Below are 23,713 nucleotides of genomic sequence, written 5' to 3'. Positions count from 1 at the left end.
GGTGCGGCGCGGACCTCAGCGGGCGGTCTCGCGCTCGTACGCCTTGAGGACCTCGTCGGTCGGGCCGTCCATCAGGAGCTGGCCCTTCTCCAGCCAGAGCACCCGGTCGCAGGTGTCCCGGATGGACTTGTTGCTGTGGCTGACCAGGAAGACCGTGCCGGCCTCCTTGCGCAGCTCGCGGATGCGCTCCTCGGAGCGGATCTGGAACTTGCGGTCGCCGGTGGCGAGCGCCTCGTCGATGAGGAGCACGTCGTGGTTCTTGGCGGCGGCGATGGCGAAGCGGAGCCGGGCGCCCATGCCGGAGGAGTAGGTGCGCATGGGCAGGCTGATGAAGTCGCCCTTGTCGTTGATCCCGGAGAAGTCGACGATGTCCTGATACCGCGCGTGGATCTCCTCGCGGCTCATGCCCATGGCGAGGCCGCCGAGGATGACGTTGCGCTCGCCGGTGAGGTCGTTCATCAGGGCCGCGTTGACGCCGAGGAGCGAGGGCTGGCCGTCGGTGTAGACCTTGCCGCTCTCGGTGGGGAGCAGGCCGGCGATGGCGCGCAGCAGGGTGGACTTGCCGGAGCCGTTGGTGCCGATGAGGCCGATGGCCTCGCCGCGGTAGGCGGTGAAGGTGACGCCGCGGACGGCGTGCACCTTGCGGACGCCCCGGGAGACCTCGGCCTTGCCCTTGCCGACGATCCGGCTGAGGGCGGCGGTGGCGCTGCCCTTGCCGCCGCCACCGGTGTTGACCCGGTAGACGATGTGGACGTCGTCGCAGATGACGGTGGGCGTCTTGGCGCCCTGGACGGTGTCAGCCACGGCCGTACCTCTCCTCGGCCTTCCAGAAGTAGACGAAGCCGCCGATCCCGAGGAGCAGGGCCCAGCCGAGGCCGGTGGCCCAGACGTGGTCGGGCAGGTTCTCGGAGCCGTAGCCGTCGATGAGGGCGAAGCGGATCAGGTCCATGTAGACCGCCGCCGGGTTGTACATGAGGATGTCCGCGATCCACTGCGGCTTGTCCTTGAGCATCACGGGGATCGAGAACATGACGCCGGAGGCGTACAGCCAGGTCCGCATGACGAAGGGCATCAGCTGGGCGAGGTCGGGCGTCTTGGCGCCGGCCCGGGCCATGATCAGGGCGAGCCCCGTGTTGAACACGAACTGCAGCAGGAGCGCCGGGACCACCAGGAGCCAGCTCGCCGACGGGTAGCTGCCGGAGACCATGACGATCGCGACGAGCACGATCATCGAGAAGAGCAGCTGCTGGAGCTGCTGGATCGAGAAGCTGATGGGGAGGCTGGCGCGCGGGAAGTGCAGGGCCCGCACCAGTCCGAGGTTGCCCGAGATCGCCCGTACGCCGGCCATCACGGAGCTCTGCGTGAAGGTGAACACGAAGATGCCGGTGACCAGGAAGGGGATGTAGACGTCCTTCTCCATGCCCTTTCCGGCGCCCAGGATGAGCCCGAAGATCAGGTAGTAGATCAGGGCGTTGAGCAGCGGCGTCGCCACCTGCCAGACCTGGCCGAGCTTGGCCTGGCTGTACTGGGCGGTGAGCTTCGCCGAGGAGAAGGCCATGATGAAGTGGCGGTGGCTCCACAGCTGCCGGACGTACTCGAACAGTCCGGGCCGGGCGCCGCTGACCGCGAGGCCGTACTTCGCGGCGAGCTCGCCCGGGGCCAGGCCCGCGTCGACGGAGGCGGGAGGCGCGCTGGTCGCGACCGCCCCGCCCTGGTGAATGTCACTCACAGTCGAAACTTTCGTGTTCACGATGGCGGCACGAGGGGGTGCCGCGATGTCAGCTGACCGGTGGGCGGCCCCCGGCACCGGGTCCGCCGCCACACCGTACGCCATCCGGGCGGCCCGCCGGGACGCCGGGCGATCTTCCCGGCGGGCGGCGGGCCCGGGGGCCTCTACTTCAGTCTGCTGGACGCCAGCACCGAGACGAGGTGCAGGAGGGTCTGGAGCAGCGCGATGCCGGCGAGGACGGCGACGCCGAGCCGGGAGAAGAAGAGGTCGCCGCGCATCTGGTCGGCCACGGCCAGGACCAGGATCAGCAGGGAGGCCTCGATCCCGAGGATCAGCCGGTGGAACTTGAGCGCGGCGGCGGCCCGGCGGGCCAGCGCCATGCCGGAGGAGCGCGGCTCCGAGGCCGCCTCCTTGACCGGGGGCATGCCGTTCTGGTGGCGGGCGACGCCGACCAGGTCGGTCTCGGCCTTGATCAGGATGGCGCCGAGCGCGGCCAGGGTGCCGAGGAAGGCCCACAGCCAGTCGATCCGGCCCTCGCCCCACAGGTCGGCGGCGCGCAGGCCGAAGCCGACGAGCACGGCCGCGTCGCACAGGTAGGCGCCGACCCGGTCCAGGTAGACGCCGGCCAGCGAGTACTGCTTCTTCCAGCGGGCCAGCTCGCCGTCGACGCAGTCGAGCAGCAGGTACAGCTGGACCGCGACGACCCCGAGCACGGCGCCCCACACGCCCGGCACCAGGAGGGCCGGGGCGGCGAGGACGCCGGCCAGGGTCATCAGGTACGTCAGCTGGTTCGGGGTGACCCGGGTGTTCGCCAGCTGGCGGGTGATCCTGAGGGAGATCTCCCTCATGTAGAGGCGGCCGCCCCAGTGCTCGCCGCTCCGCCGGTCCTTCACACCCGGCGGGTGGACGACCGGGCGGAGCTCAGCTACCGATGGCTTTGGCATAGTCGGCGTACGCGTCCCTGATCTCGTCGGCGGACAGGTCGAGGTGTTCCAGGATGGTGAACCGGCCCGGCCGGGTCTGCGGGGCGAACTCCACCGCGCGCACGAACTCGTCGACGGTGAAGCCCATCTCCTCCGGCGTCACGGGCAGGCCGTGCCGGCGCAGGGTCTCCACGATCACGCCGGACTCCTCGCGGGCACCGCGCAGGTGCATCGCGAAGGCCGCGCCGAGGCCGCACTGCTCGCCGTGGCTGGCCGCGCGGGCCGGGAAGAGCAGGTCGAAGGCGTGGCTGATCTCGTGGCAGGCGCCGGAGGAGGGGCGGCTGTCGCCGCTGATGGACATGGCGATGCCGGACATCACCAGGCCCTCGGAGAGGGTGACGAGGAAGTCGTCGTCGCCGACGCCGCCGGGGTGCCGGAGCACCGCCTCGCCCGCGCTGCGGGCCATGGCGGCGGCGAGGCCGTCGATCTTCTCGCCGGTCTCGCGGTGGGACAGCTCCCAGTCCGCGAGGGCGGAGATGTTGGAGACCGCGTCGCCGATGCCGGAGCGGATGAAGCGGATCGGGGCGTCCCGGATCACGTCGAGGTCGATGACCAGCGCGATCGGGGTGGGGACGCCGTACGAGCCGCGCCCGTTGTCGTTGTCCAGGGTGGAGATCGGCGAGCAGATGCCGTCGTGCGAGAGGTTGGTGGCTATCGCCACCAGCGGCAGCCCGACCCGGGCCGCCGCGTACTTCGTCACGTCGATGATCTTGCCGCCGCCGAGGGCGACCACGGCGTCGTACCGCTTGCCGCGCATGGCGTCGGCGAGCTTGACCGCCTCGTCGATGGTGCCGCCGGAGACCGTGTACCAGTCGGCGCCGGGGAGCTCCGGGGCGAACTGGTCGCGCAGCTTCAGGCCGGACCCGCCGCTGATGGCGACGGCGATCTTGCCGTTGCTGGAGATCCGCTGGTCCGCGAGGAGCGCGGACAGGTCGTCCAGCGCCCCCCGGCGGATGTCGACGACGACCGGCGACGGGATCAGTCGGGTCAGTACCGGCACGCGATCTCCCGGCCCTTGGCGAGGTCGTCGTGGTTGTCGATCTCGACCCAGGAGACCTCGCCGATGGGCTCGACGTCGACGGTGAAGCCGCGGTGGACGAGCTCCTGGTAGCCGTCCTCGTAGTACAGGTCGGGGTCGCGCTCGAAGGTGGCCTTCAGGGCGTCGGCCAGCTCCTCGGCGGCCTCGGCCTCGATGAGGGTGACGCCGATGTACTCGCCGGTCGCGTCGGCCGGGTCCATCAGCTTCGTGATCTTCCGGACGCCCTCGCCCTCGGCGGTGACGACCTTCATCTCCTCGTCGGCGAGCTTCTTCACCGTGTCGAGGGCGAGGATGATCTTCTGGCCCTTGCCGCGGGCGGCGAGCAGGGTCTTCTCGACGGAGACCGGGTGGACGGTGTCGCCGTTGGCGAGGATCACACCGCGCTTGAGGACCTCACGGGCGCACCACAGGGAGTAGGCGTTGTTCCACTCCTCGGCCTTGTCGTTGTCGATCAGGGTGAGGGAGAGGCCGTACTTCGCCTCCAGGGCCTCCTTGCGGGCGTAGACGGCCTCCTTGCGGTAGCCGACGACGATCGCGACCTCGGTGAGGCCGACCTCGGCGAAGTTCTTCAGCGTGAGGTCGAGGACGGTGGTGTCGCCGTCCACGGGCACGAGGGCCTTCGGGAGGGTGTCGGTGTAGGGGCGCAGTCGCCGTCCGGCACCGGCTGCCAGAACGAGGCCGATCATGCTGTTTCTCCTTCGTCGTGAACGGCGGGTGCTCCGGAGGAGACCCAGAAGCGGATGGACTCCACGAGCACCACGAGGGCGAGCGCGCCCGCGAGGGCGGCGAGCGCCAGGGTGAAGTCGTCGCCGCGGTCCACGAGGAGGGCGGCGAGGACGGCCACCAGGAGCGTGCGCCCCTCGTGTCCGCCGGTGAGCCGCACCAGCCAGGCGGGCGGCGCGCCGGTGCCGCCGCGAATGCGGTACACCGTGTCGTAGTGATGGTAGGCGACCGCCGCGACCAGGCCGAACGCCGCGGGGACGGCCTGCGGGACGTCCGACCGGGCGGCGAGCAGCAGCACGGTGGTGTACTCGGCGGCGCGGAAGAGCGGCGGGACGAGCCAGGCGAGGGCGCCCCTGAGGGGGCGGGCCACGGCGATCCCGGCGAGGACCGCGTAGCCGCCGGCGGCGCCGGCGGTGGCCCAGCCGCCGACCGGGGCGGTGGCCGCGACGGCGATCATCAGGGCGGCGCCGAGGAGGGCGGCGACCGGGGCGGGCGCCGGGAGGCGGCGGGCAGCCCGGGCGACCAGGAGCGCGAGCGGGCCGGAGTCCGCGAGGTCGGCGAGGGCCCGGGCGGCGCGGTCGGTGCGCGGGCCCCGGCGCTTGACCGAGCGCAGCAGGCGGCCGGCGGTGGTGTAGCAGGCGGCGAAGGAGCAGCCGGCGATCAGCGCCCAGAAGACGGTCCGGGGGCTGGTGGCGGCGGTGAGGACGGCGATCATCGCCCAGCGCTCGCCGATCGGCAGGATGATCATGCGCCGGGCCCAGACGGTCCAGCCCACCCCGTCCAGCTTGCTGGAGAGGGCCAGGCTGGTCTTCGCGGTGGTGCCCGCCGCGGCCCCGTCGGCGGCGTTCGCCTCGTTGAAGGCGAAGTCCACGACGTGCCGGCAGGTCATGAGGACCATGGCGCCGAGCGCGAGCGCCCAGACGTCGTCGCCGCCGCGGGCCGCGCCGAGCGCGAGACCGGCGTAGAAGGCGTACTCCTTGGCCCGGTCGAAGGTGGCGTCGAGCCAGGCGCCCATCGTCGAGTACTTGAGCGCGTAGCGGGCGAGCTGCCCGTCGGTGCAGTCCAGGACGAAGGAGACGAGCAGCAGCACGCCGGCGGCGACGTAGCCGCCGCGCTCCCCGGTGGCCGCGCAGCCGGCCGCGATCAGGGCGGTGAGCAGCGAGGCGGTGGTGACCTGGTTGGGGGTGAGGCCCCGGCGGGCGCACCAGCGGGCGATGTACCGCGAGTAGGGGCTGATGAAGAAGGTGGTGAAGAAGCCGTCGTGGGCCTTCACGGCGGAGCGGAGGCGGACGGCCTCGTCGTCGACGGCGTCGACGGCGGCGCGGGCCTCGTGACGGGCCTCGGCGTCGGCGGGGACGGCGGCGACGAGGGTGCCGAGCGCGGGCCGGTGCACGGCGACGCCGTCGGCGTCGAGGGCGTCGGCGAGGGCGCCGGGGAGGTCGTCGGCGGGCGCGGGGGCGCCCGGGGCGGTGAGCGCGGGGGCGGCGGTCAGCGCGCGGACGAGGGCGGGGCGCGCGCCGGGCTGCGCGGTGAGCGCGCCGGGCACGGCCGCGGCCGGGAAGCGGGGGTCGGTCAGCGCGAGGCGCAGGGCGTGGCGGTGCCCGACGAAGCGGGAGTCGACGAGGGCGACGCGCTCGCCCGCGGGGACGGCGGCCAGGAGGGCACGGGCCTCCTCGGCGCCGGCGGCCCGGCGGACGTCGAAGCCGAGCGACCGCAGATCACCGTCGAGCGAGGATCCGGGTGCCGGCGGGCCGGTGAGGATGGCGGTCGACAGACGAACTCACTCCTTGGAACGGGCAGAGGGCCGGCGGGGCCCCGACGGTCCCGGGCACGACGGTGCGCCCCGGCACCGGGCGGCGACACGTCGGCTGAGGCTATCGGATGAACCGAGCAGGAGTTCACCGAGGCTTCGCACGCCGGATTCCCCCCGGCCCGCCGGTCGCCGCCGGGATGCGCCGCGCTCCCGGGCGGTCGTCGCCGGCGGCCGGGGCCCGCTCCGCCGGACGGGTGAGCCGGGGCCCTCGGAGGGTGTTCCGGCAGGTGATCGCACGAATGGCGGCCGGATCGGCATCGTCGCAGGTCAGAGCAATGACAACGGTGTTCAGTACCGTGTTGCACATACCCCCCACCCGTAGTTCACTGGCGACCCGGGGCACCGTCGACACAGGACTTGGGAGGCCACGTCATGGGGGCTGGACACGACCACGGGCACAGCCACGGGGGGACGCCGCCGGCCGGCACCGCGGGTGCCGCGTACCGCGCCCGGTTGCGGATCGCGCTCGGGATCACGCTCTCCGTGATGGTGATCGAGATCGTCGGCGGTCTGGTCGCCGACTCGCTCGCGCTGATCGCCGACGCGGCGCACATGGCGACCGACGCGATCGGCCTGGCGATGGCGCTCCTCGCGATCCACTTCGCCAACCGGCCGCCGTCCGGGAACCGCACCTTCGGCTTCGCCCGGGCGGAGATCCTGGCGGCGCTCGCCAACTGTCTGCTGCTGCTCGGGGTCGGCGGGTACGTGCTCTACGAGGCGGTCCAGCGGTTCATGGAGCCGGCCGAGACCAAGGGCGGGCTCGCCATCGCCTTCGCCGTGGTCGGCCTGGTGGCCAACGTCGTGTCGCTGTCGCTGCTCATGCGCGGCCAGAAGGAGAGCCTCAACGTCCGCGGCGCCTATCTGGAGGTGATGGCCGACGCGCTGGGCTCGGTGACGGTGATCGTCGCCGCCGGGATCATCCTGCTGACCGGCTGGCAGTACGCCGACCCGATCGCCTCCCTGGTCATCGGCCTGATGATCGTGCCGCGCACGGTGAAGCTGCTGCGGGAGACCCTGGACGTGCTCCTGGAGGCGGCGCCCAAGGGCGTGGACATGGGGGAGGTGCGGGCGCACCTCCTGGCCCTGCCGGGCGTCGAGGACGTGCACGACCTGCACGCCTGGACGATCACCTCCGGGATGCCGGTCCTCTCCGCGCACGTGGTGGTGGACGCCGGGGCGCTGGACTCGGTGGGCCACGAGAAGATGCTCCACGACCTCCAGGGCTGCCTGGGCGACCACTTCGACGTGGAGCACTGCACCTTCCAGCTGGAGCCGGCCGGGCACGCCGCGCACGAGGCCAAGCTCTGCCTGTGACGCGCCGCCCCCGGCCTCCGGGGGCCGGCTGTTAAGCTCGTCGTACGAACGCGTGGTGGAGAGGAGCTGAGGTTGATGACCGTCGCGATGGAGGCCGCCGCGCGCGGCCGCTCCCGGTCCAGCTTCGGCTCCCGGGTCTCCGGCTGACCTGATCCCGGTCCTTCCACCGGTCCGTCACGTCGTCGGCCGGGGCCCTTTCACTCGACAAGGGTTTCCACGTTGTCCGACAACGCTTCCTCCTCCGCGTCCCACGACGCCTTCTTCGCCCTGCACCACGGTCTTCCGCGGCAGGGTCCCGGTTCCGACGCCACCACCCGTCGCCTCCTCGCGCTGGCGGGGCCACTCCCCGAGCGGCCGCGCGTGCTCGACCTGGGCTGCGGCCCCGGCCGCTCCGCGCTGCTCCTGGCCGCCGAGGCGCGCGCCGAGGTGACGGCCGTCGACACCCACGAGCCGTTCCTCGACGAACTGCGCGCGGCCGCCGCCGGGCGCGGTCTCGACGGATCGGTCCGCGCCGTACGGGGCGACATGGGCGCGCTGCCCTTCCCCGACGGCTCCTTCGACCTGGTCTGGGCCGAGAGCTCGGTCTTCGTGATCGGCTTCGACCGGGCGCTCGCCGAGTGGCGCCGGCTCCTCGCCCCCGGGGGCACCCTGGTCCTCACCGAGTGCGTGTGGACCACCGACGCGCCCGCCCCGGAGGCCCGCGCCTTCTGGGACGAGCACTATCCGCTCCGTACGGTCGCGGAGCTCTCCGCCGTCGCGGCGGGGGCCGGGTACCACGTCCTCGGCACCTTCACCCAGCCCGACGGCGACTGGGACGAGTACTACGTCCCGCTGGCCGCGCACGCCGACGCCGCCGACACCTCGGTGCCGGGGATGGCCGGGGCCGTGGCGGCCGCCCGCGCCGAGATCGCGCTCCGCCGCGCCCACGGCGGCGACTACGGCTACGCGGGCCTCGTGCTCCGCCCGGCCGGCCCCCGCTGGCCCACCCGGCCGGAGCGGGAGGCCGACCGCGCGGCCGTACGGGAGGTGACCGCGGCGGCCTTCGGGTCGCCGGCCGAGGCCGAGCTGGTCGACGCCCTGCGCGCCGACCCGGGGGCCTGGCTGCCCGGGCTCTCGGTGGTGGCGGAGGCGCCGGACGGTTCGGTCGCGGCGCACGCGCTGATCACCCGGTGCCGGGTGGACGGGGTGCCGGCGGCGGCGCTCGCGCCGGTCTCGGTGGCGCCGGAGCACCAGCGGACCGGGGCCGGGCAGGCCGTCGTGCGGGCGGCGCTCGACGCGGCGCGGCTCGCCGGCGAGCGGCTCGTGCTCGTGCTGGGCCATCCGGAGTACTACCCCCGGTTCGGCTTCGTACGGGCGTCCGAGTATGGAATCCGGCCAGGTTTCGAGGTTCCGGACGAGGCGATGATGGCGCTCGTCCTGGACGATTCCGGGCCGGTTCCGGCGGGCACGATCGCCTATCCGGCGGCTTTCGGGGTCTGACCCGCTCCTGACGGTCCCGCCGCTTCCGCCCGCCGGTGTACTCCGGTGCGGTGGGAGCGGCGGGCTCCGGCCGCCGAAGTGCGGACAAGCCGGTTTTGTACGGCAGACTGGGGTGGCCCAAGGGGCCAGACCGAAGCGAAGGATGGGTATGCCGACCACACAGGGCGCCACGGCCGGGATCGCGCCGGGGCTTGCGCCGAAGCTCTCGTCGAACGGCGCGGAGCCGTCCGCCACCCCGGAGCCGATCATGCTGGAGCTGGTCGACGAGGCCGGGAACACCATCGGTACGGCGGAGAAGCTCGCCGCCCACCAGGCGCCCGGTCAGCTGCACCGCGCCTTCTCGGTCTTCCTCTTCGACGAGGAGGGCCGGCTGCTGCTCCAGCGCCGGGCGCTCGGCAAGTACCACTCCCCCGGCGTCTGGTCGAACACCTGCTGCGGGCACCCCTACCCGGGTGAGGCGCCCTTCGCGGCGGCCGCCCGGCGCACCTTCGAGGAGCTGGGCGTCTCCCCCACGCTGATGGGCGAGGCCGGCACGGTCCGCTACAACCACCCGGACCCGGCCTCGGGCCTGGTGGAGCAGGAGTTCAACCACCTCTTCGTCGGTCTGGTGCAGGCCACGCCGCGGCCGGACCCGGAGGAGATCGGGGAGTACGCCTTCGTCACCCCGGCCGAGCTGGCCGAGCGGCACGCGGCCGCGCCGTTCTCCGCCTGGTTCATGACGGTGCTCGACGCGGCGCGGCCGGCGATCAGGGAACTGACGGGTCCTGCCGGGGGCTGGTGACCCGGCCGTCCGCCGCCCCCGGCCCCGGTGCCATCGGGGCCAGGGGCAGCGCCGCCCAGATGATCTTTCCGCCGCCGGCGGTGTGCTCGACGTCGCAGGCGCCGCCGGCCTCCAGGGCGATCTCCTTCACCAGGAGCAGTCCCCGGCCGCCGGTCTGGCCGTAGTCCGCCTCCAGCGCCTTGGGCCGGTAGGGGTGGTTGTCCTCGACGGACACCCGCACCCACTCCGGCCCGATCGCCACCTCGACCGCTATCTCCGGGGAGAGCAGCGCCGCGTGCCGCACGGCGTTGGTGACCAGCTCGGAGACGATCAGCAGCAGCCCGTGCCGGATGTCCTCGTGGACCGGAACTCCCTGACGGGCCAGCAGGTCGCGTACCGCGTGCCGGGCCTGGGGGACGGAGACGTCGACCGCGGGAGCGGTGAAGCGCCAGACTCCTTCGTAGGACGGTGGCCGGGCGGGGACACCTCCGCGGGTCTCCATGGTCCGGTTCCCACCCTCGTGCTCGATTCTCGCCACGCTTCGAGTCTTGGCAATCCGGAGGGGTCTCCCGACCTACTGACCAGAAGTCGACACCTATCGACCACCTCTGATCGGTGGCGTATGCCTACATCAGTTGTTCGACTGATCCTGTGCGTTTTCTGGAGGGGTCGCCGGAGGTGTCCCCGTGGCCGGTTCCGGCTTCGGGGTGACCAGGCCGACGATGCGCCGGCCGCCCACGCCGATGGCGATCAGCCCGAGGCCGTCGAAGAGCAGCGCCAGGGAGAAGAAGAAGCCGAGGACGTACCGGCTGCTGTCCGGCCAGTCGAAGAGCACGAGGAGGCCCAGGAGCAGCCCGAAGGCGCCCTGGAGCAGCGTCCAGCCGAACTGCGGGCCGCGCACCACCACGCTGCCGACCAGCCGGAAGACGCCGCCGGTGAGGAAGAGCAGGGCGGCGAACATGGTCAGCGCCTCGGCGGAGCCCTCCGGGTGACGGAGGACCACGCAGCCGGCCGCGAGGTTCACCGCCGCGACCACCGCCGCCAGCCAGAAGTAGCTGGTGCCCCTCGACTGGAAGGCCTGGAGGAGGCCCACCAGACCGCCGATCAGCAGCAGCCAGCCGAAGAGCCACATCGAGGTCAGCGTGGCGACGCCGGTGTAGATCAGGCCGACCACGCCGCAGATCACGAGGATCACGCCGAGCGCGGCCAGCCAGCCGAAGCTCCTGCCGAGCCGCTTCCCCTCACGGGTCATCTCCTCGACGGGGTCGAGGCCGTCGTCCCCGGTCCTCCTGGCCATCGTGCCTCCTCACGGCCGCCTGACGACCCCTTCCTGATCGTACGTTCGGCACCGGTGGATAGCATCCGGCCCATGGAGACCACGGAGCCCCGGCTCGTCGACGGCGTCACGGACGGGATCGCCACCCTCGTCATCAGCAACCCCGCCAAGCGCAACGCGATGACGGCCGGCATGTGGCGGTCGCTGCCCGGCGTCCTCGACCGCCTCGCCGCCGACCCGGCCGTCCGGGTGCTGGTGCTGACCGGCGCCGGGGACACCTTCTGCGCCGGCGCCGACATCGCGACGCTGCGCGAACCGGGTGACGAGCAGCAGGCGCTGGCGGTCCGCGCCGAGGAGGCGCTCGCCGCCTTCCCCAAGCCGACCCTCGCGGCCGTCCGCGGCTACTGCGTCGGCGGCGGCAGCCAGCTCGCCGGCGCCTGCGACCTGCGGTTCGCTGCGGAGGGCGCGCGGTTCGGGATCACCCCGGCGAAGCTCGGGATCGTCTACCCGTCCTCCTCCACCCGGCGGCTGGCCGCCCTGGTGGGCCCGGCCACCGCCAAGTACCTGCTCTTCTCCGGCGAACTGATCGACGCCGAACGGGCCCTGCGGACCGGCTTCGTGGACGAGGTGCACCCGGCGGAGGGGCTGGCGAAGCGGGTCGAGGAGTTCTGCCGGATCCTCGCCTCCCGCTCGCTGCTCACCCAGGCGGCGGCCAAGGAGTTCGCCGACGGGCGCCTCGACCGGGACGCGCACTGGGCCGCGCAGGCGCGCGGCAGCGGCGACACCGCCGAGGGCGTCGCCGCCTTCCTGGAGCGCCGGGCGCCCCGCTTCACGTACGGGCTCTGAGGCTCAGCCCCGGGCGAGGTCCCCGGTCCGCCCGCCGCGCCACCGCTCCACCAGGTGGGCGGGGGCCTTGAGCGGCGAGCCGGCGTCGTACGGGGGCTGGGGGTCGTACTCGGTGAGCAGCTGGACGGTCATGGCGGCGTCGTCGCCGGCGATCCGGCCGAGCAGGTGCAGGGCCATGTCGATGCCGGAGGAGACGCCGGCGGCCGTCACGTACTTGCCGTCGAACACGACCCGCTCGCCGGCGGGCTCCACGCCCAGCTCGCGCAGCTCGTCGTGGGCCAGCCAGTGGGTGGCCGCCCGGCGGCCGGCGAGCAGTCCGGCGGCGCCGAGGAGCAGCGCGCCGGTGCAGACCGAGGTGGTCCAGGTGCTGGTGGCGTCGGCGGTGCGGAGCCACTCCCGGATCTCCGGGTCGTGCATCGCCCGCCGGGTCTCCGGGCCGCCGGGGACGAGGACGATGTCGGGACGCGGGACCTCGGCGAGGGACCCGTCGGCGACGAGGGCGAGGCTGCCCTGGTCGTTGCGGACCGGGCCGGGCTCCTTGGCGACGAAGACGGTCTCCGCGCCGGGGAGCCGGGCGAGGAGCTCGTACGGTCCGACGGCGTCGAGCGTGGTGAAGCCCTCGTAGAGCAGGACGGCGATCTGCACGGTGGCGATCCCTTTCAGCTGACGGGTGCGTGGAAACGGCGGCGGTAGTCGGCCGGGGCGGTGCCGAGCGCCTTCACGAAGGCGCGGCGCATCGCCTCGGGGGTGCCGTAGCCGGCGGCGCGGGAGACCTCCTCGACCCCGCGCGAGGTCTCCTCCAGGAGCCTGCGGGCGTGTTCGAGGCGGATCCGGTCGACGTAACGGCCCGGGGTGACCCCGGTCTCGGCGCGGAAGGCGCGGGCGAAGTGGCGGGGCGAGAGCCGGGCGCGGGCGGCGAGCCGGTCCACCGACAGGTCCCCGTCCGGGTGCTCGGCGATCCACGCCTGGACGTCGCGCAGCGGTTCGCGGCGCGCGGTCTGGGCGGCGAGCTGGACGCTGAACTGGGCCTGGTTGCCCGGCCGCCGGAGGAAGACGACGAGCATCCGGGCGATGGTGAGGGCCGCCTCGCGGCCCAGGTCCTCCTCCACCAGGGCGAGGGCCAGGTCGATGCCGGCGGTGACCCCGGCGGAGGTGGCGATCCGGCCGTCCCGGACGAAGATCGGATCGGGGTCGACCTCGATCCCGGGGTGGCGGCGGGCGAGGTGCTCGCAGGCCATCCAGTGGGTGGTGGCCCGGTGCCCGTCGAGGAGCCCCGCCTCGGCCAGCCGCAGCGCCCCGGTGCAGACCGAGACCAGCCGCTCGGCGCGCGGGCCGTGCGCGCGCAGCCAGTCGACGAGGGCCGGGTCGGCGCCCCGGGTGCCCTCGCCGCCGGGGACGACGAGGGTGTGCGGCGGGCCGTCGGCGACGGCCTCCGCCAGGGAGGCGTCGGGCAGGATCCGCAGGCCGCTGCCGGTGCGGACCGGTCCGCCGTCCAGGGAGGCGGTACGGATCGGGTACGGGTCCTCCGTGGCGCCGGAGGCCCAGGCGGCGCCGTGGAAGACCTCGACGGGGCCGGTGACGTCGAGGCTCTGCACGCCGTCGAAGAGGACCACGAGGACGGGTCGCTGGGTCATGGCTCCATCCTTCGGGGCCGGGCGGGACGGCCGCAAGGACGACGACCCCACCTTTTCCGCCACCGGAAGCGGAGGGGGCGTTTCCTCCGTACCAAGCAGTCGGTTAGGTTCTGGTGCCATGACGACTTCGCTGCCGCCGCGGGCCGGACGCCGCTGCCACAACGCCCTCAACCCCCTCCACTCCACGCTGTACTTCTCCCCCGACCTGGACCGGGAGTTCGGCGCGCTCGGCTTCACCGACGCCACTGCCATGCGGCTCGCCGCGCGCAGCGCCCCGCTCGGCGCCGTCGGCGCGGGCACGGTCGCCGCGACCTTCTACAACTACAAGTGGGAGCTGCTGGCCCGGCACCTGCCCGCCGCCTGGGGGACCGCCTCCCCCGCCGCGGTCCTCGACGCCCGGCTGCGGACCGTCGACGCCACCCTGCGCCGGCTGCTCGGCGAGGAGACGGTCACCTCCCCCGAGATGGCCGAGGCCGCCGTGCTCGCCCTGCGGGCGAGCGAGGCGTGCGCCCGGCACGCCCGCCCGCTCTACTCGGCCAACGCCGACCTGCCGGTCCCCGAGGAGCCGCACCTCGCCTACTGGCACGCGGCGACCCTGCTGCGCGAGCACCGCGGCGACGGCCACCTGGCGGCCCTGCTCTCCGTCGGCCTCGACCCGGTCGAGGCGCTGGTCTCGCACACCGCCACCGGCAAGGGCATGGCGCCGCGCTGGGTCCTCGGCACCCGGGGCTGGGGCCGCGCCGACTGGGAGGCCGCCCGGGACCGGCTGCGCGGGCGCGGGCTCCTCGACGCGGACGGCGAGCTGACGGAGAGCGGCGTCCGGGTGCGGGAGGAGCTGGAGGAGATGACCGACCGGCTGGACGCCGCCCCGTACGAGCACCTGGGCGCGGCCGGCGTCGAGCGGCTCACCGAGCTGGGCCGGGGTTTCCTGATCACCGCCGCGGGCGCGGGCGCCTTCCCCGCCGACCTCGTCGGCAAGGGCTGAGCCGGGGGCGGCCCGGCGCGCGCGGACGGGTCGGTTGCCGCGTACGGGTGACCGACCCGGCAGAATGCTGTCGCAAGCAGCAGGCACGAGAAGGCGAGTCGGGACACCGTGACGACGTCCATCGAAGCAAGGATCGCCGAGGAGCTCGGCGTACGCGAGCGACAGGTGAGGGCGGCCGTCGAGCTGCTCGACGGCGGCTCCACCGTGCCGTTCATCGCGCGCTACCGCAAGGAAGCGACCGAGATGCTCGACGACGCGCAGCTGCGCACCCTGGAGGAGCGGCTGCGGTACCTGCGGGAGCTGGAGGACCGGCGGACCGCGGTCCTCGACTCCGTGCGCGAGCAGGGCAAGCTCACGGAGGAGCTGGAGGCCCGGATCCTGGCCGCCGACACCAAGGCGCGCCTGGAGGACATCTACCTGCCGTTCAAGCCGAAGCGGCGCACCAAGGCGCAGATCGCCCGCGAGGCCGGGCTCGGACCGCTGGCGGAGGGGCTGCTCGCCGACCCGTCGGTGGAGCCGGCCGCCGCCGCGGCCGCCTTCGTCGACGCGGACAAGGGCGTCGCGGACGCCGCGGCCGCCCTGGAGGGCGCGCGGGCGATCCTCACCGAGAAGTTCTCCGAGGACGCCGACCTCATCGGCGAGCTGCGCGAGCGGATGTGGAGCCGGGGCCGGCTCGCCGCGAAGGTGCGGGAGGGCAAGGAGCAGGACGGCGCGAAGTTCGCCGACTACTTCGACTTCGCCGAGCCCTTCACCGAGCTGCCCTCGCACCGGATCCTCGCGATGCTCCGCGGCGAGAAGGAGGACGTCCTCAGCCTCGACCTGGAGCCGGAGGAGCCCACCGACGGCCCCTCGTCGTACGAGCCGATCGTGGCGAGCCGCTTCGGCATCGCCGACCGGGGGCGGCCCGGCGACAAGTGGCTCCAGGACACGGTCCGCTGGGCCTGGCGCACCCGGATCCTCGTGCACCTGGGGATCGACCTGCGGCTGCGGCTGCGGACGGCCGCCGAGGACGAGGCCGTCCGGGTCTTCGCGGCGAACCTGCGGGACCTGCTGCTCGCCGCACCGGCGGGCACCCGGGCGACGCTGGGCCTCGACCCCGGCTTCCGCACCGGCGTGAAGGTGGCGGTGGTGGACGCGACCGGCAAGGTCGTCGCCACCGACACGATCCACCCGCACGTCCCGGCCAACAAGTGGGACGAGGCGCTGGCGAAGCTGGCGCGGCTCGCCAAGGAGCACGCGGTCGAGCTGGTCGCCATCGGCAACGGCACGGCCTCCCGCGAGACCGACAAGCTCGCCGGTGAACTCCTCGCCAGGCACCCCGAGTTGAACCTGACGAAGGTGATGGTCTCGGAGGCCGGCGCCTCGGTCTACTCGGCCTCCGCCTTCGCCTCGCAGGAACTCCCCGGCCTGGACGTGTCGTTGCGCGGCGCGGTGTCGATCGCCCGCCGCCTCCAGGACCCGCTGGCCGAGCTGGTGAAGATCGACCCGAAGTCGATCGGCGTCGGCCAGTACCAGCACGACCTCGCCGAGGCGAAGCTCTCCCGCTCGCTCGACGCGGTCGTCGAGGACTGTGTGAACGGCGTCGGCGTGGACGTCAACACCGCCTCCGCGCCGCTGCTCTCGCGGGTCTCCGGGATCAGCTCCGGTCTCGCCGAGAACATCGTGGCGCACCGCGACGCCAACGGCCCCTTCCGCTCCCGCAAGGCGCTGAAGGACGTGGCCAGGCTCGGCCCGAAGGCGTACGAGCAGTGCGCGGGCTTCCTGCGGATCCGCGGCGGCGACGACCCGCTGGACGCGTCGGCGGTGCACCCGGAGGCGTACCCGGTGGTGCGGCGGATGGCGAAGGCCACCGGCGGCGAGGTCGCCGCGCTGATCGGCGACACGGGGACGCTGCGGTCGCTGCGTCCGGCCGACTTCGTGGACGAGACCTTCGGCCTGCCGACCGTCACCGACATCCTGCGCGAGCTGGAGAAGCCGGGCCGGGACCCGCGGCCCGCGTTCCGGACCGCCACCTTCAAGGAGGGCGTCGAGAAGATCGGCGACCTGGCGCCGGGGATGGTCCTGGAGGGCGTCGTCACCAACGTGGCGGCGTTCGGGGCGTTCGTGGACGTCGGCGTGCACCAGGACGGGCTCGTGCACGTCTCGGCCATGTCGAAGACCTTCGTCAAGGACCCGCGCGACGTGGTGAAGCCGGGGGACGTGGTGAAGGTGAAGGTGCTCGACGTCGACATCCCGCGGAAGCGGATCTCGCTGACGCTGCGGCTGGACGACGAGGCCGGCGCGCAGGAGGCCGCGCCCCGGCGCGAGCGCGGCGGGCGCCCGCCCCAGCAGCGGCAGGGGCAGAACCGCGGCCAGTCGCGCGGTCAGGGCCAGGGGCAGTCGCGCGGCCAGGCCGCCGCGCCCGCGAACAGCGCGATGGCGGACGCCCTCCGCAAGGCGGGCCTGCTCGGCGAGGGCGGCGGCAAGCGCCGCTGACGCGGGACGGGGCCCGGCGGAGCGGTGTCGCCGCTCCGCCGGGCCCCGGACGGCCGCGGCTACGGCTACGGCTACGGCTACGGCAGGAAGCGCAGCGCCCAGTCGGCCCGGTTGGCGACGGCGAGGTCGTCGTCCTCGGCGAGGGGGCGCAGGACGCGCTCGGCCGTCTTCGGGTCGTCCTGGACCAGGTCGACGATCTCCGTGGCCAGGCCGTCCTGGTCGTCGCCGAGGTCGACCGCCGAGGCACGGACCAGGACCGGCAGGGTCGTCGGGCCGCCGAGGGCGGCGATCACGCCGCCGAGGAGTTCGCGGGCGTAGCCGTTGCGCTCGGCGACGGCCCGGTCCAGTTCGGACTCCAGGCGCGGCAGCAGCGCCCGGTCGCCGCCGGCGGCGATCTCGTCGGCGAGGTCGATCGTGGCGTCGACGTCCGCGTCGAGGTCGTCCAGCATCGCGAGGAGCCGGGTCACGCTGTCGTCGGTCATGGTGCCTCCTGGAATGCGCCGTCCACGAGGACGGGGACGGCGGTCGACGCGTCGAGTTCGGCGGCCACCTCCACGTCCCGGGGACAGCCGTACGCGTACAGTTCACGGCCCGAGTCGCAGCCGTGCAAGGCGGCGACCGGGTCCTCCGTGGCCGCCCACAGCGTGGCCGCCGCGGTCGCCTCCGGGGTCAGGTGGAGCCCCGGCGCGAGGGCGCGCAGGGCGTCGAGGACCGCGCCGGCCCCCAGGTGGTCCTCCAGGGCGGGGCGGAGCGAGCCGTCCGGCCACCGCTCGCCGGAGGCGATCACGGCGAGGGGGCGCGCCTCGGAGCCGTACCCTTCCCGGAGGATCCGGTCGGCGACGGCCGTGCGGTTGCGCAGCGAGGCGGCGATCACGATCGCGCCGCCCGCCGCGGCCTCCGCGCTGATCGCGGAGCCGTTCGGGGACGGCAGGACCAGCCGGTCGGGCCAGGGCGGGGGCGCGGCGCGCAGGGCGGCCGGGGAGAGCGACCACGGGTGGGCGCCGGTGGCCTCGCTCCGGCCGACGGCGAGGACGGCGTCGTGCTCGCGGGCGTACGCGGCGGCCGTGGCGTCCCGCCACCGGTACGGGTGGACGGCCGTGCCGCCCTCGACGGCGACGCCGACGGTCGTCGTGAACGACAGCACGTCGACGACGACCACGCACGCGGCCCGGCCGGAGAGGGCCCGCGCCTCGGCGGGGCCCCAGCCGAAGGCGACGCCCATCAGAGCTCGGTGACCTTGCCGTCGGCGACCTCGACGCGGCGGTTGACGCGGACGGCGTCGAGCATCCGGCGGTCGTGGGTCACCAGCAGGAGGGTGCCCTCGTAGGAGTCGAGGGCGGACTCCAGCTGCTCGATGGCGGGCAGGTCGAGGTGGTTCGTCGGCTCGTCGAGGACGAGCAGGTTGACCCCCTTGCCCTGGAGGAGGGCGAGCGCGGCGCGGGTCCGTTCGCCCGGGGAGAGGGTGGTGGCGGGGCGCAGCACGTGGTCGGCCTTGAGGCCGAACTTGGCGAGCAGGGTGCGTACGTCGGCCGGTTCGGTGTCGGGGACGGCGGCGCAGAAGGCGTCGAGGAGCGTCTCGGTGCCGTGGAAGAGCTTCCGGGCCTGGTCGACCTCGCCGACGACGACGCCGGGGCCGAGCGCGGCGTGGCCGGAGTCGAGCGGGAGGCGGCCGAGGAGGGCGGCGAGCAGGGTGGACTTGCCGGCGCCGTTGGCCCCGGTGACGGCGACCCGGTCGGCCCAGTCGATCTGGAGCGAGGCCGGTCCGAAGGAGAAGTCGCCGCGGCGGACCCCGGCGTCGCGCAGGGTGGCGACGACGGCGCCGGAGCGGGGCGCGGCGGCGATCTCCATCCGCAGCTCCCACTCCTTGCGGGGCTCCTCGACGACGTCCAGGCGTTCGATCATGCGCTGGGTCTGGCGGGCCTTGGCGGCCTGCTTCTCGCTGGCCTCGCCGCGCAGCTTGCGGCCGATCTTGTCGTTGTCGGTCGCCTTGCGGCGGGCGTTGCGGACGCCCTTGTCCATCCAGTTGCGCTGCATGAGCGCGCGGCTCTCCAGGGCGGACTTCTTGTCGGCGTACTCCTCGTACTCCTCGCGGGCGTGCCGGCGGGCGGTGGCCCGCTCCTCCAGGTAGGCGTCGTAGCCGCCGCCGTAGAGGGTGATCCGCTGCTGGGCGAGGTCGAGTTCGAGGACCTTGGTGACGGTGCGGGTGAGGAACTCGCGGTCGTGGCTGACGACGACGGTGCCGGCCCGCAGGCCCTTCACGAAGGTCTCCAGGCGCTCCAGGCCGTCCAGGTCGAGGTCGTTGGTCGGCTCGTCGAGGAGGAAGACGTCGTAGCGGGAGAGGAGGAGGGAGGCGAGGCCGGCGCGGGCGGCCTGACCGCCGGAGAGGCCGGTCATCGGCTGGTCGAGGCCGACGGTGAGGCCGAGGGAGGCGGTGACCTCCTCGGCGCGCTCGTCGAGGTCGGCGCCGCCGAGGTCGAGCCAGCGCTCCAGGGTGGTGGCGTACGCGTCGTCGGCGCCGGGGGTGCCGTCGACGAGGCCCTGGGTGGCCTCGTCCATGGCGGCCTGGGCGGCGGCGACGCCGGTGCGGCGGGCCAGGAACGCGCGGACGGTCTCGCCCTCGCGCCGCTCGGGCTCCTGCGGCAGGTGCCCGACGGTGGCGGTCGGCGGGGAGAGGCGGACCTCGCCGCCCTCCGGGGTGTCGAGGCCGGCGAGCAGCCGCAGCAGGCTGGACTTGCCGGCGCCGTTGACGCCGACGAGGCCGATGACGTCGCCGGGGGCGACGACGAGGTCGAGGCCGGCGAAGAGGGTGCGCTCGCCGTGGCCGGCGGCGAGGTCCTTGGCGACGAGGGTGGCAGTCATCAGACCACGCATCCTACGTGGGCGGCGGAGGGCGGACCGGCTCCGGTGCCGGGCCCGGGAGCCGGGGCGGGGGGCGGGCGCGGGGGTGGGCGCGGCGGGCGGACGAAGGCCCCCGTCCGGTGGGACGGGGGCCTTCGAGGGTGCCGGCCGGGGCGGGTGCCAGGGGTCCTGTCACCGCCCGGGCGGGATCGCCCGGCGGGTGGGATCACCTGCCGAACGGCGGGCTCACGATCTCGTCGGAGCGCTCGCACTGCTTGGCGCGGCGCTCCAGGGCGTCGGCGCGGGCGGAGGCGCGGCGGGCCTCCTCGCGGGCGCCGAGGCGCTTGAGCTCGGCGGCGCGGTTGCGCTCGACGTGGGCCTGGCGCCGCAGCTGCTCCGGGTGACAGGTGCCGCTGACCTCCGCCTCGGCCGTCGGGGCGGCCGCGGTCTGTCCGAGCAGCACGCCCCCGGCGAGCAGCGTCGTGGCGAGCAGGGCGGGCAGGATGCGGCGCGCGGGCGTCGCGTGGTGCATGTGGTTCTCCAACTCCGGGCCTTGTGGGCCCGTTTGAGGCATGGTCAGTACCGGCGGGTAACTTTACGCGCCCCGGGGGGACCGATCGGACACGACCCGCCGTATCCACCCGATCGTCAACACTCCTCCACAGGACGCCCACTGACGAGGTGATGGGCCGCTCGCCCGTCGAGCAGCAGCGGGACGAGGAGCCGCTGCGACTGGCGGAGCGGCACGTACGCGCCGCCGCCGGGTTCCGGCCTCACCGACACGCCGTGCAGGGCGAGTTCGTCGCCGGCCTCGGCGTACTGGGCGGGGTCGAGGCGGTAGCCGCAGGGCGGGTCGGCGATCGTCTCGCCCGGCTCGGGCGGGTCGTTGTCGGCGCCGCCGAGGTGGACGGGGCCCCGGTCGGCGAGGCCGGCGAGCCGGGCGGCGGAGGTGGCGGCGGTGAGCCGGCCGCGGCGCTCGGAGACGTACCGGAAGACGTCCCCCAGCGCGGTGAGGTGGGTGGCGACGCGGCGCTGCCGGGCGAGCGCCGGGTCGCGCTCCTCCGCCTCGCCGAGCGGGTCCTCGCGGGTCTCGGCGAGCAGGGCGGCCGCGTGCTTGATCCCGGCCGTGTTGCGCAGGATGCGTTCCTGGCCGTCGCCGGCGACCTGCTTGACCGGCCGCCCGGTGAGGGGGTCGGTCCAGATGCCGTAGACGCCGTGGGTGCGTCCGGCGACGGCTGCGCCGGGGCGGACGTACTCCTCGGAGAGGGCGCGGGACTCGGCGCGGACGCGGGGGTCGGCGTCGAGGCTGCGCGGCCAGAGGGTGAGCAGGTCCTTGTCGTAGTAGCCGGGGGTGGCGCCGTACTCGTGGAGGTCGTGGACGAGGTCGGGCCGCCGGTCGCGGAGGACGGCGGCGAGGGCGCGGGCCTCGGCGGTGCGCAGCGCGAGGTGGTCGCGGTTGACGTCGACGCCGGCGGCGTTGCCGCGGGTGCCGGCCTCGCGCCCGTCGGGGTTGGCGTCGGGCACGACGAGGACGGTGGTGCGGGCGAGGAGCTGCCGCGTCGCGGGGTCCTCGGCGAGGGCGAGGTCGCGGACGGTGGTGAGGCATGCCTCGCGGCCGGCCGGTTCGTCGCCGTGCTGGCCGCAGACGAGCAGGACGGTGGTGGCGCCGCGCGCGGGCCCGAGGGCGGCGAGCCGCAGCGGCCGGCCCTGCGCGGTGGTGCCGAGGACGGTGACCGTGACCCGGTCGCTCCGCCGGTCGACGGCGGCGAGGAAGTCCCGCTCCTCCGCCCCGCTCGTCCAGCGCGCGCCGCCGCTCGTCTCGAAGCCGGTCCGGGGCGGGGCGGGCGGACCGCCGGGGGCGGCGGCCTTCGCCGGGGAGGTGACGAGGGGCAGTCCGAGCACGGCGGTCCCGGCGGCGAGGGCCAGGGCGCGGCGTGCGGCACGCGGTCGCATCGGCATGGGGCGGAACGTACTCGGCGGGTCCGGGGGGACGGAAGACCGCGTGGGGGAAACGGGTGAACCGGGGGTTCGTGTCGGCCGAATGGCGATCGTGTGACGGGAGGCGCCCTTTACGTGACGCTCCGTCGCGTGCTTCATAGGGTCCGGAACAAGGACCGACGCCCACCCGCGCGTCTCGCGTTTCCTACGACTTGGGGAGCACCCGTGCACCGCAGAATCATCGTTCCGAGCGCCCTCGCGGCCTCTCTGCTGCTGGCGATCCCGGCATCGGCGGCCGACTACGTCCCGGGCGCGCCGGGCATCGGCGACTCCTACTACCCCGCCAGCGGCAACGGCGGCTACGACGTCTCCCACTACGACCTGCGCCTGAGGTACCAGCCGGCGACGGACCTCCTGGAGGGCACGGCGACGCTCCTGGCCACGACCACGCAGAACCTCTCCCGGTTCAACCTGGACCTGGGGCTGCGGGCGAGCGAGGTGCGGGTCGACGGCCGGCTCGCGCGGTTCACCGCCACCGGGGCGCACGAGCTGGAGATCACCCCGGCCGTGCCGCTGCCGAAGAACAAGCGGGTCACGGTGGTCGTCCGCTACGCGGGCAAGCCGTCCGAGTTCAAGGTCGACGGCTGGTCGGCCTGGCACCGCACCCCGGACGGCGGCGTCGCCGCGCAGGAGCCGGACTCGGCGGCCTGGTGGTTCCCGTCCAACGACCACCCGCGCGACAAGGCCACCTTCGACGTGTCGGTCGCGGTGCCCGACGGCACCCAGGCGATCAGCAACGGCGTGCTCCAGTCGCAGTCCTCCCGGCTCGGCTGGACCCGCTTCAACTGGCGCTCCGACAAGCCGCAGGCGACCTATCTGGCCACTCTGGCGGTCGGGAAGTTCGACATCACGACGGACACGACCGCGAACGGGCTGCCCGTCCTCAACGCGTACAGCAAGGACCTCGGCGGCAACGCGGGCGCGGCCCGCGCCTCGATCGAGCGGACCTCCGAGGTCGCGGAGTGGCTGGAGGGGATCTTCGGCCCCTACCCGTTCAACGCGCTCGGCGGCTACGTGCCCAACGTGACCAGCGGCTACGCGCTGGAGACGCAGACCCGGCCGTTCTACAGCCCGCGCCAGTTCGCGAACGGCTCGAACGTGTCGGTGGTCGTGCACGAGCTGGCCCACCAGTGGTACGGCGACAGCGTCTCGGTGCACGACTGGAAGGACATCTGGATCAACGAGGGCTTCGCCCGCTACAGCCAGTGGCTGTGGTCGGAGAAGGAGGGCGAGGGCACGGCCCAGGAGCTGGCGGACTACGTGTACGCCACGCGGACGGCCGAGGACCCGTTCTGGACGGTGAAGCCGGGCGACCCGGGCCCGGACAACCAGTTCCACATCGCCGTGTACGACCGGGGCGCGCTGGCGCTCCAGGCGCTGCGGAACGAGATCGGCGACGAGGACTTCTTCGCGGTCCTCAAGGGCTGGCCGCAGCGGTTCGCGCACGGCGACGCGCGGGTCGCGGACTTCGTCCGGTACGCGGAGCAGGTCTCCGGCGAGCCGCTGGCGGAGCTCTTCGACACCTGGCTGTACCAGCCGTCCAAGCCGGCCGCCGGGCCTTCGCCGGCCGCGTCCGGGGCCTCCCTCGCCCGGGCGGCCGCGGCGGAGCCGGTCCAGCCGAAGTCCTGGAAGAAGATCGCGGCGACGAACACGGTCCACGAGCACCGGGACCACTGAGCCGCCCGCACCGGAAAGGCCGCCCGCCCGCGCCCCACGCGGCGGGCGGCCTCGTCCGCGTCCCGGCCGGGGGTCCCGGCGACCGGCGGGATATCGGAAGAGCACACGTATGAAAACCAATAACAACAGGAGCAATCTAGTTTT

The 23,713-nt window shown here is 74.0% G+C and carries 22 protein-coding genes; 7 read left to right on the top strand and 15 right to left on the bottom strand.

The window, feature by feature from the left end; translation table 11 throughout:
• Positions 1–15: 15 nt before the first annotated feature.
• The 6 genes from AB0E83_RS04080 to AB0E83_RS04055 form a co-directional block, all read right to left on the bottom strand.
• Positions 16–804: an ABC transporter ATP-binding protein gene (locus tag AB0E83_RS04080; RefSeq protein WP_362105509.1), complete on the bottom strand. Its 789-nt coding sequence runs from the start codon at positions 802–804 to the stop codon at positions 16–18.
• Entirely contained in the window at positions 797–1,729 is a 933-nt protein-coding gene (locus AB0E83_RS04075; protein ID WP_362105506.1) for an ABC transporter permease, read from the bottom strand. The genes AB0E83_RS04080 and AB0E83_RS04075 overlap by 8 nt, the downstream gene beginning before the upstream one ends.
• A gap of 164 nt (positions 1,730–1,893) precedes the next feature.
• Positions 1,894–2,673: a CDP-alcohol phosphatidyltransferase family protein gene (locus tag AB0E83_RS04070; protein WP_362105503.1), complete on the bottom strand. Its 780-nt coding sequence runs from the start codon at positions 2,671–2,673 to the stop codon at positions 1,894–1,896.
• Entirely contained in the window at positions 2,651–3,712 is a 1,062-nt protein-coding gene (locus AB0E83_RS04065; protein WP_362105500.1) for an iron-containing alcohol dehydrogenase family protein, read from the bottom strand. The genes AB0E83_RS04070 and AB0E83_RS04065 overlap by 23 nt, the downstream gene beginning before the upstream one ends.
• Complete coding sequence (locus tag AB0E83_RS04060) at positions 3,700–4,437, bottom strand: phosphocholine cytidylyltransferase family protein (RefSeq protein ID WP_362105497.1); 738 nt, start codon at positions 4,435–4,437, stop codon at positions 3,700–3,702. The genes AB0E83_RS04065 and AB0E83_RS04060 overlap by 13 nt, the downstream gene beginning before the upstream one ends.
• Positions 4,434–6,248, bottom strand: coding sequence for a DUF5941 domain-containing protein (locus AB0E83_RS04055; RefSeq protein WP_362105686.1), 1,815 nt, complete (start codon positions 6,246–6,248; stop codon positions 4,434–4,436). Before AB0E83_RS04055 ends, AB0E83_RS04060 begins: the two co-directional genes overlap by 4 nt.
• Before the next feature lie 411 nt (positions 6,249–6,659).
• On the opposite strand from AB0E83_RS04055, the gene AB0E83_RS04050 reads away from it, so the two are divergent.
• From AB0E83_RS04050 to idi, 3 genes are all read left to right on the top strand, one after another.
• Positions 6,660–7,601 carry a cation diffusion facilitator family transporter gene (locus AB0E83_RS04050; RefSeq protein ID WP_362105495.1) on the top strand — a complete coding sequence of 314 codons (942 nt, stop codon included), beginning with the start codon at positions 6,660–6,662 and terminating at the stop codon, positions 7,599–7,601.
• 219 nt (positions 7,602–7,820) lie between these two features.
• Positions 7,821–9,080: a bifunctional class I SAM-dependent methyltransferase/N-acetyltransferase gene (locus tag AB0E83_RS04045; RefSeq protein ID WP_362105492.1), complete on the top strand. Its 1,260-nt coding sequence runs from the start codon at positions 7,821–7,823 to the stop codon at positions 9,078–9,080.
• A 247-nt stretch (positions 9,081–9,327) separates the two neighbouring features.
• Entirely contained in the window at positions 9,328–9,861 is a 534-nt protein-coding gene (gene idi, locus AB0E83_RS04040; protein WP_106978908.1) for an isopentenyl-diphosphate Delta-isomerase, read from the top strand.
• Here the strand turns inward: idi and AB0E83_RS04035 are convergent.
• On the bottom strand, positions 9,827–10,342 hold the full coding sequence (locus AB0E83_RS04035) for an ATP-binding protein (RefSeq protein WP_362105489.1): 516 nt from the start codon (positions 10,340–10,342) through the stop codon (positions 9,827–9,829). The genes idi and AB0E83_RS04035 overlap by 35 nt on opposite strands.
• Positions 10,343–10,471: 129 nt before the next feature.
• Positions 10,472–11,137, bottom strand: coding sequence for a DUF308 domain-containing protein (locus AB0E83_RS04030; RefSeq protein ID WP_362105486.1), 666 nt, complete (start codon positions 11,135–11,137; stop codon positions 10,472–10,474).
• A 72-nt stretch (positions 11,138–11,209) separates the two neighbouring features.
• Between AB0E83_RS04030 and AB0E83_RS04025 the strand changes: the two genes are divergently transcribed.
• Positions 11,210–11,962 (top strand): enoyl-CoA hydratase-related protein, encoded by a 753-nt coding sequence (locus tag AB0E83_RS04025; protein WP_362105483.1) that lies wholly within the window; start codon positions 11,210–11,212, stop codon positions 11,960–11,962.
• Between the two features lie 3 nt (positions 11,963–11,965).
• On the opposite strand, the gene AB0E83_RS04020 is transcribed toward AB0E83_RS04025, so the two are convergent.
• Together AB0E83_RS04020 and AB0E83_RS04015 are read right to left on the bottom strand one after the other, a co-directional pair.
• Positions 11,966–12,607, bottom strand: coding sequence for a DJ-1/PfpI family protein (locus tag AB0E83_RS04020; RefSeq protein WP_362105480.1), 642 nt, complete (start codon positions 12,605–12,607; stop codon positions 11,966–11,968).
• Positions 12,608–12,621: 14 nt separating this feature from the next.
• On the bottom strand, positions 12,622–13,596 hold the full coding sequence (locus AB0E83_RS04015; protein WP_362105476.1) for a GlxA family transcriptional regulator: 975 nt from the start codon (positions 13,594–13,596) through the stop codon (positions 12,622–12,624).
• Positions 13,597–13,714: 118 nt separating this feature from the next.
• On the opposite strand from AB0E83_RS04015, the gene AB0E83_RS04010 reads away from it, so the two are divergent.
• Together AB0E83_RS04010 and AB0E83_RS04005 are read left to right on the top strand one after the other, a co-directional pair.
• Complete coding sequence (locus AB0E83_RS04010) at positions 13,715–14,581, top strand: hypothetical protein (protein ID WP_362105473.1); 867 nt, start codon at positions 13,715–13,717, stop codon at positions 14,579–14,581.
• A gap of 108 nt (positions 14,582–14,689) precedes the next feature.
• Positions 14,690–17,056, top strand: a complete 2,367-nt coding sequence (locus tag AB0E83_RS04005) for a Tex family protein (protein ID WP_362105470.1) — start codon at positions 14,690–14,692, stop codon at positions 17,054–17,056.
• A gap of 77 nt (positions 17,057–17,133) precedes the next feature.
• Here AB0E83_RS04005 and AB0E83_RS04000 read toward each other — a convergent pair whose 3' ends face one another.
• The 5 genes from AB0E83_RS04000 to AB0E83_RS03980 form a co-directional block, all read right to left on the bottom strand.
• Positions 17,134–17,538 (bottom strand): hypothetical protein, encoded by a 405-nt coding sequence (locus AB0E83_RS04000; RefSeq protein WP_362105467.1) that lies wholly within the window; start codon positions 17,536–17,538, stop codon positions 17,134–17,136.
• Positions 17,535–18,278: a 2-phosphosulfolactate phosphatase gene (locus AB0E83_RS03995; RefSeq protein WP_362105464.1), complete on the bottom strand. Its 744-nt coding sequence runs from the start codon at positions 18,276–18,278 to the stop codon at positions 17,535–17,537. The genes AB0E83_RS04000 and AB0E83_RS03995 overlap by 4 nt, the downstream gene beginning before the upstream one ends.
• Entirely contained in the window at positions 18,278–19,915 is a 1,638-nt protein-coding gene (locus AB0E83_RS03990) for an ABC-F family ATP-binding cassette domain-containing protein (protein ID WP_362105461.1), read from the bottom strand. The genes AB0E83_RS03995 and AB0E83_RS03990 overlap by 1 nt, the downstream gene beginning before the upstream one ends.
• 205 nt (positions 19,916–20,120) lie before the next feature.
• Positions 20,121–20,426: a hypothetical protein gene (locus AB0E83_RS03985; protein ID WP_362105459.1), complete on the bottom strand. Its 306-nt coding sequence runs from the start codon at positions 20,424–20,426 to the stop codon at positions 20,121–20,123.
• A gap of 116 nt (positions 20,427–20,542) precedes the next feature.
• Positions 20,543–21,853 (bottom strand): M14 family metallocarboxypeptidase, encoded by a 1,311-nt coding sequence (locus AB0E83_RS03980; RefSeq protein WP_362105456.1) that lies wholly within the window; start codon positions 21,851–21,853, stop codon positions 20,543–20,545.
• Positions 21,854–22,057: 204 nt separating this feature from the next.
• On the opposite strand from AB0E83_RS03980, the gene AB0E83_RS03975 reads away from it, so the two are divergent.
• The gene (locus AB0E83_RS03975; protein WP_362105453.1) at positions 22,058–23,569 is read left to right on the top strand and encodes a M1 family metallopeptidase; all 1,512 of its coding nucleotides are present in this window, start codon (positions 22,058–22,060) and stop codon (positions 23,567–23,569) included.
• Positions 23,570–23,713: the final 144 nt, after the last annotated feature.

The organism is Streptomyces sp. NPDC035033 (assembly GCF_040636735.1).
Classification (GTDB): domain Bacteria; phylum Actinomycetota; class Actinomycetes; order Streptomycetales; family Streptomycetaceae; genus Streptomyces.
This window is presented reverse-complemented; position numbering and strand designations above follow the sequence as displayed.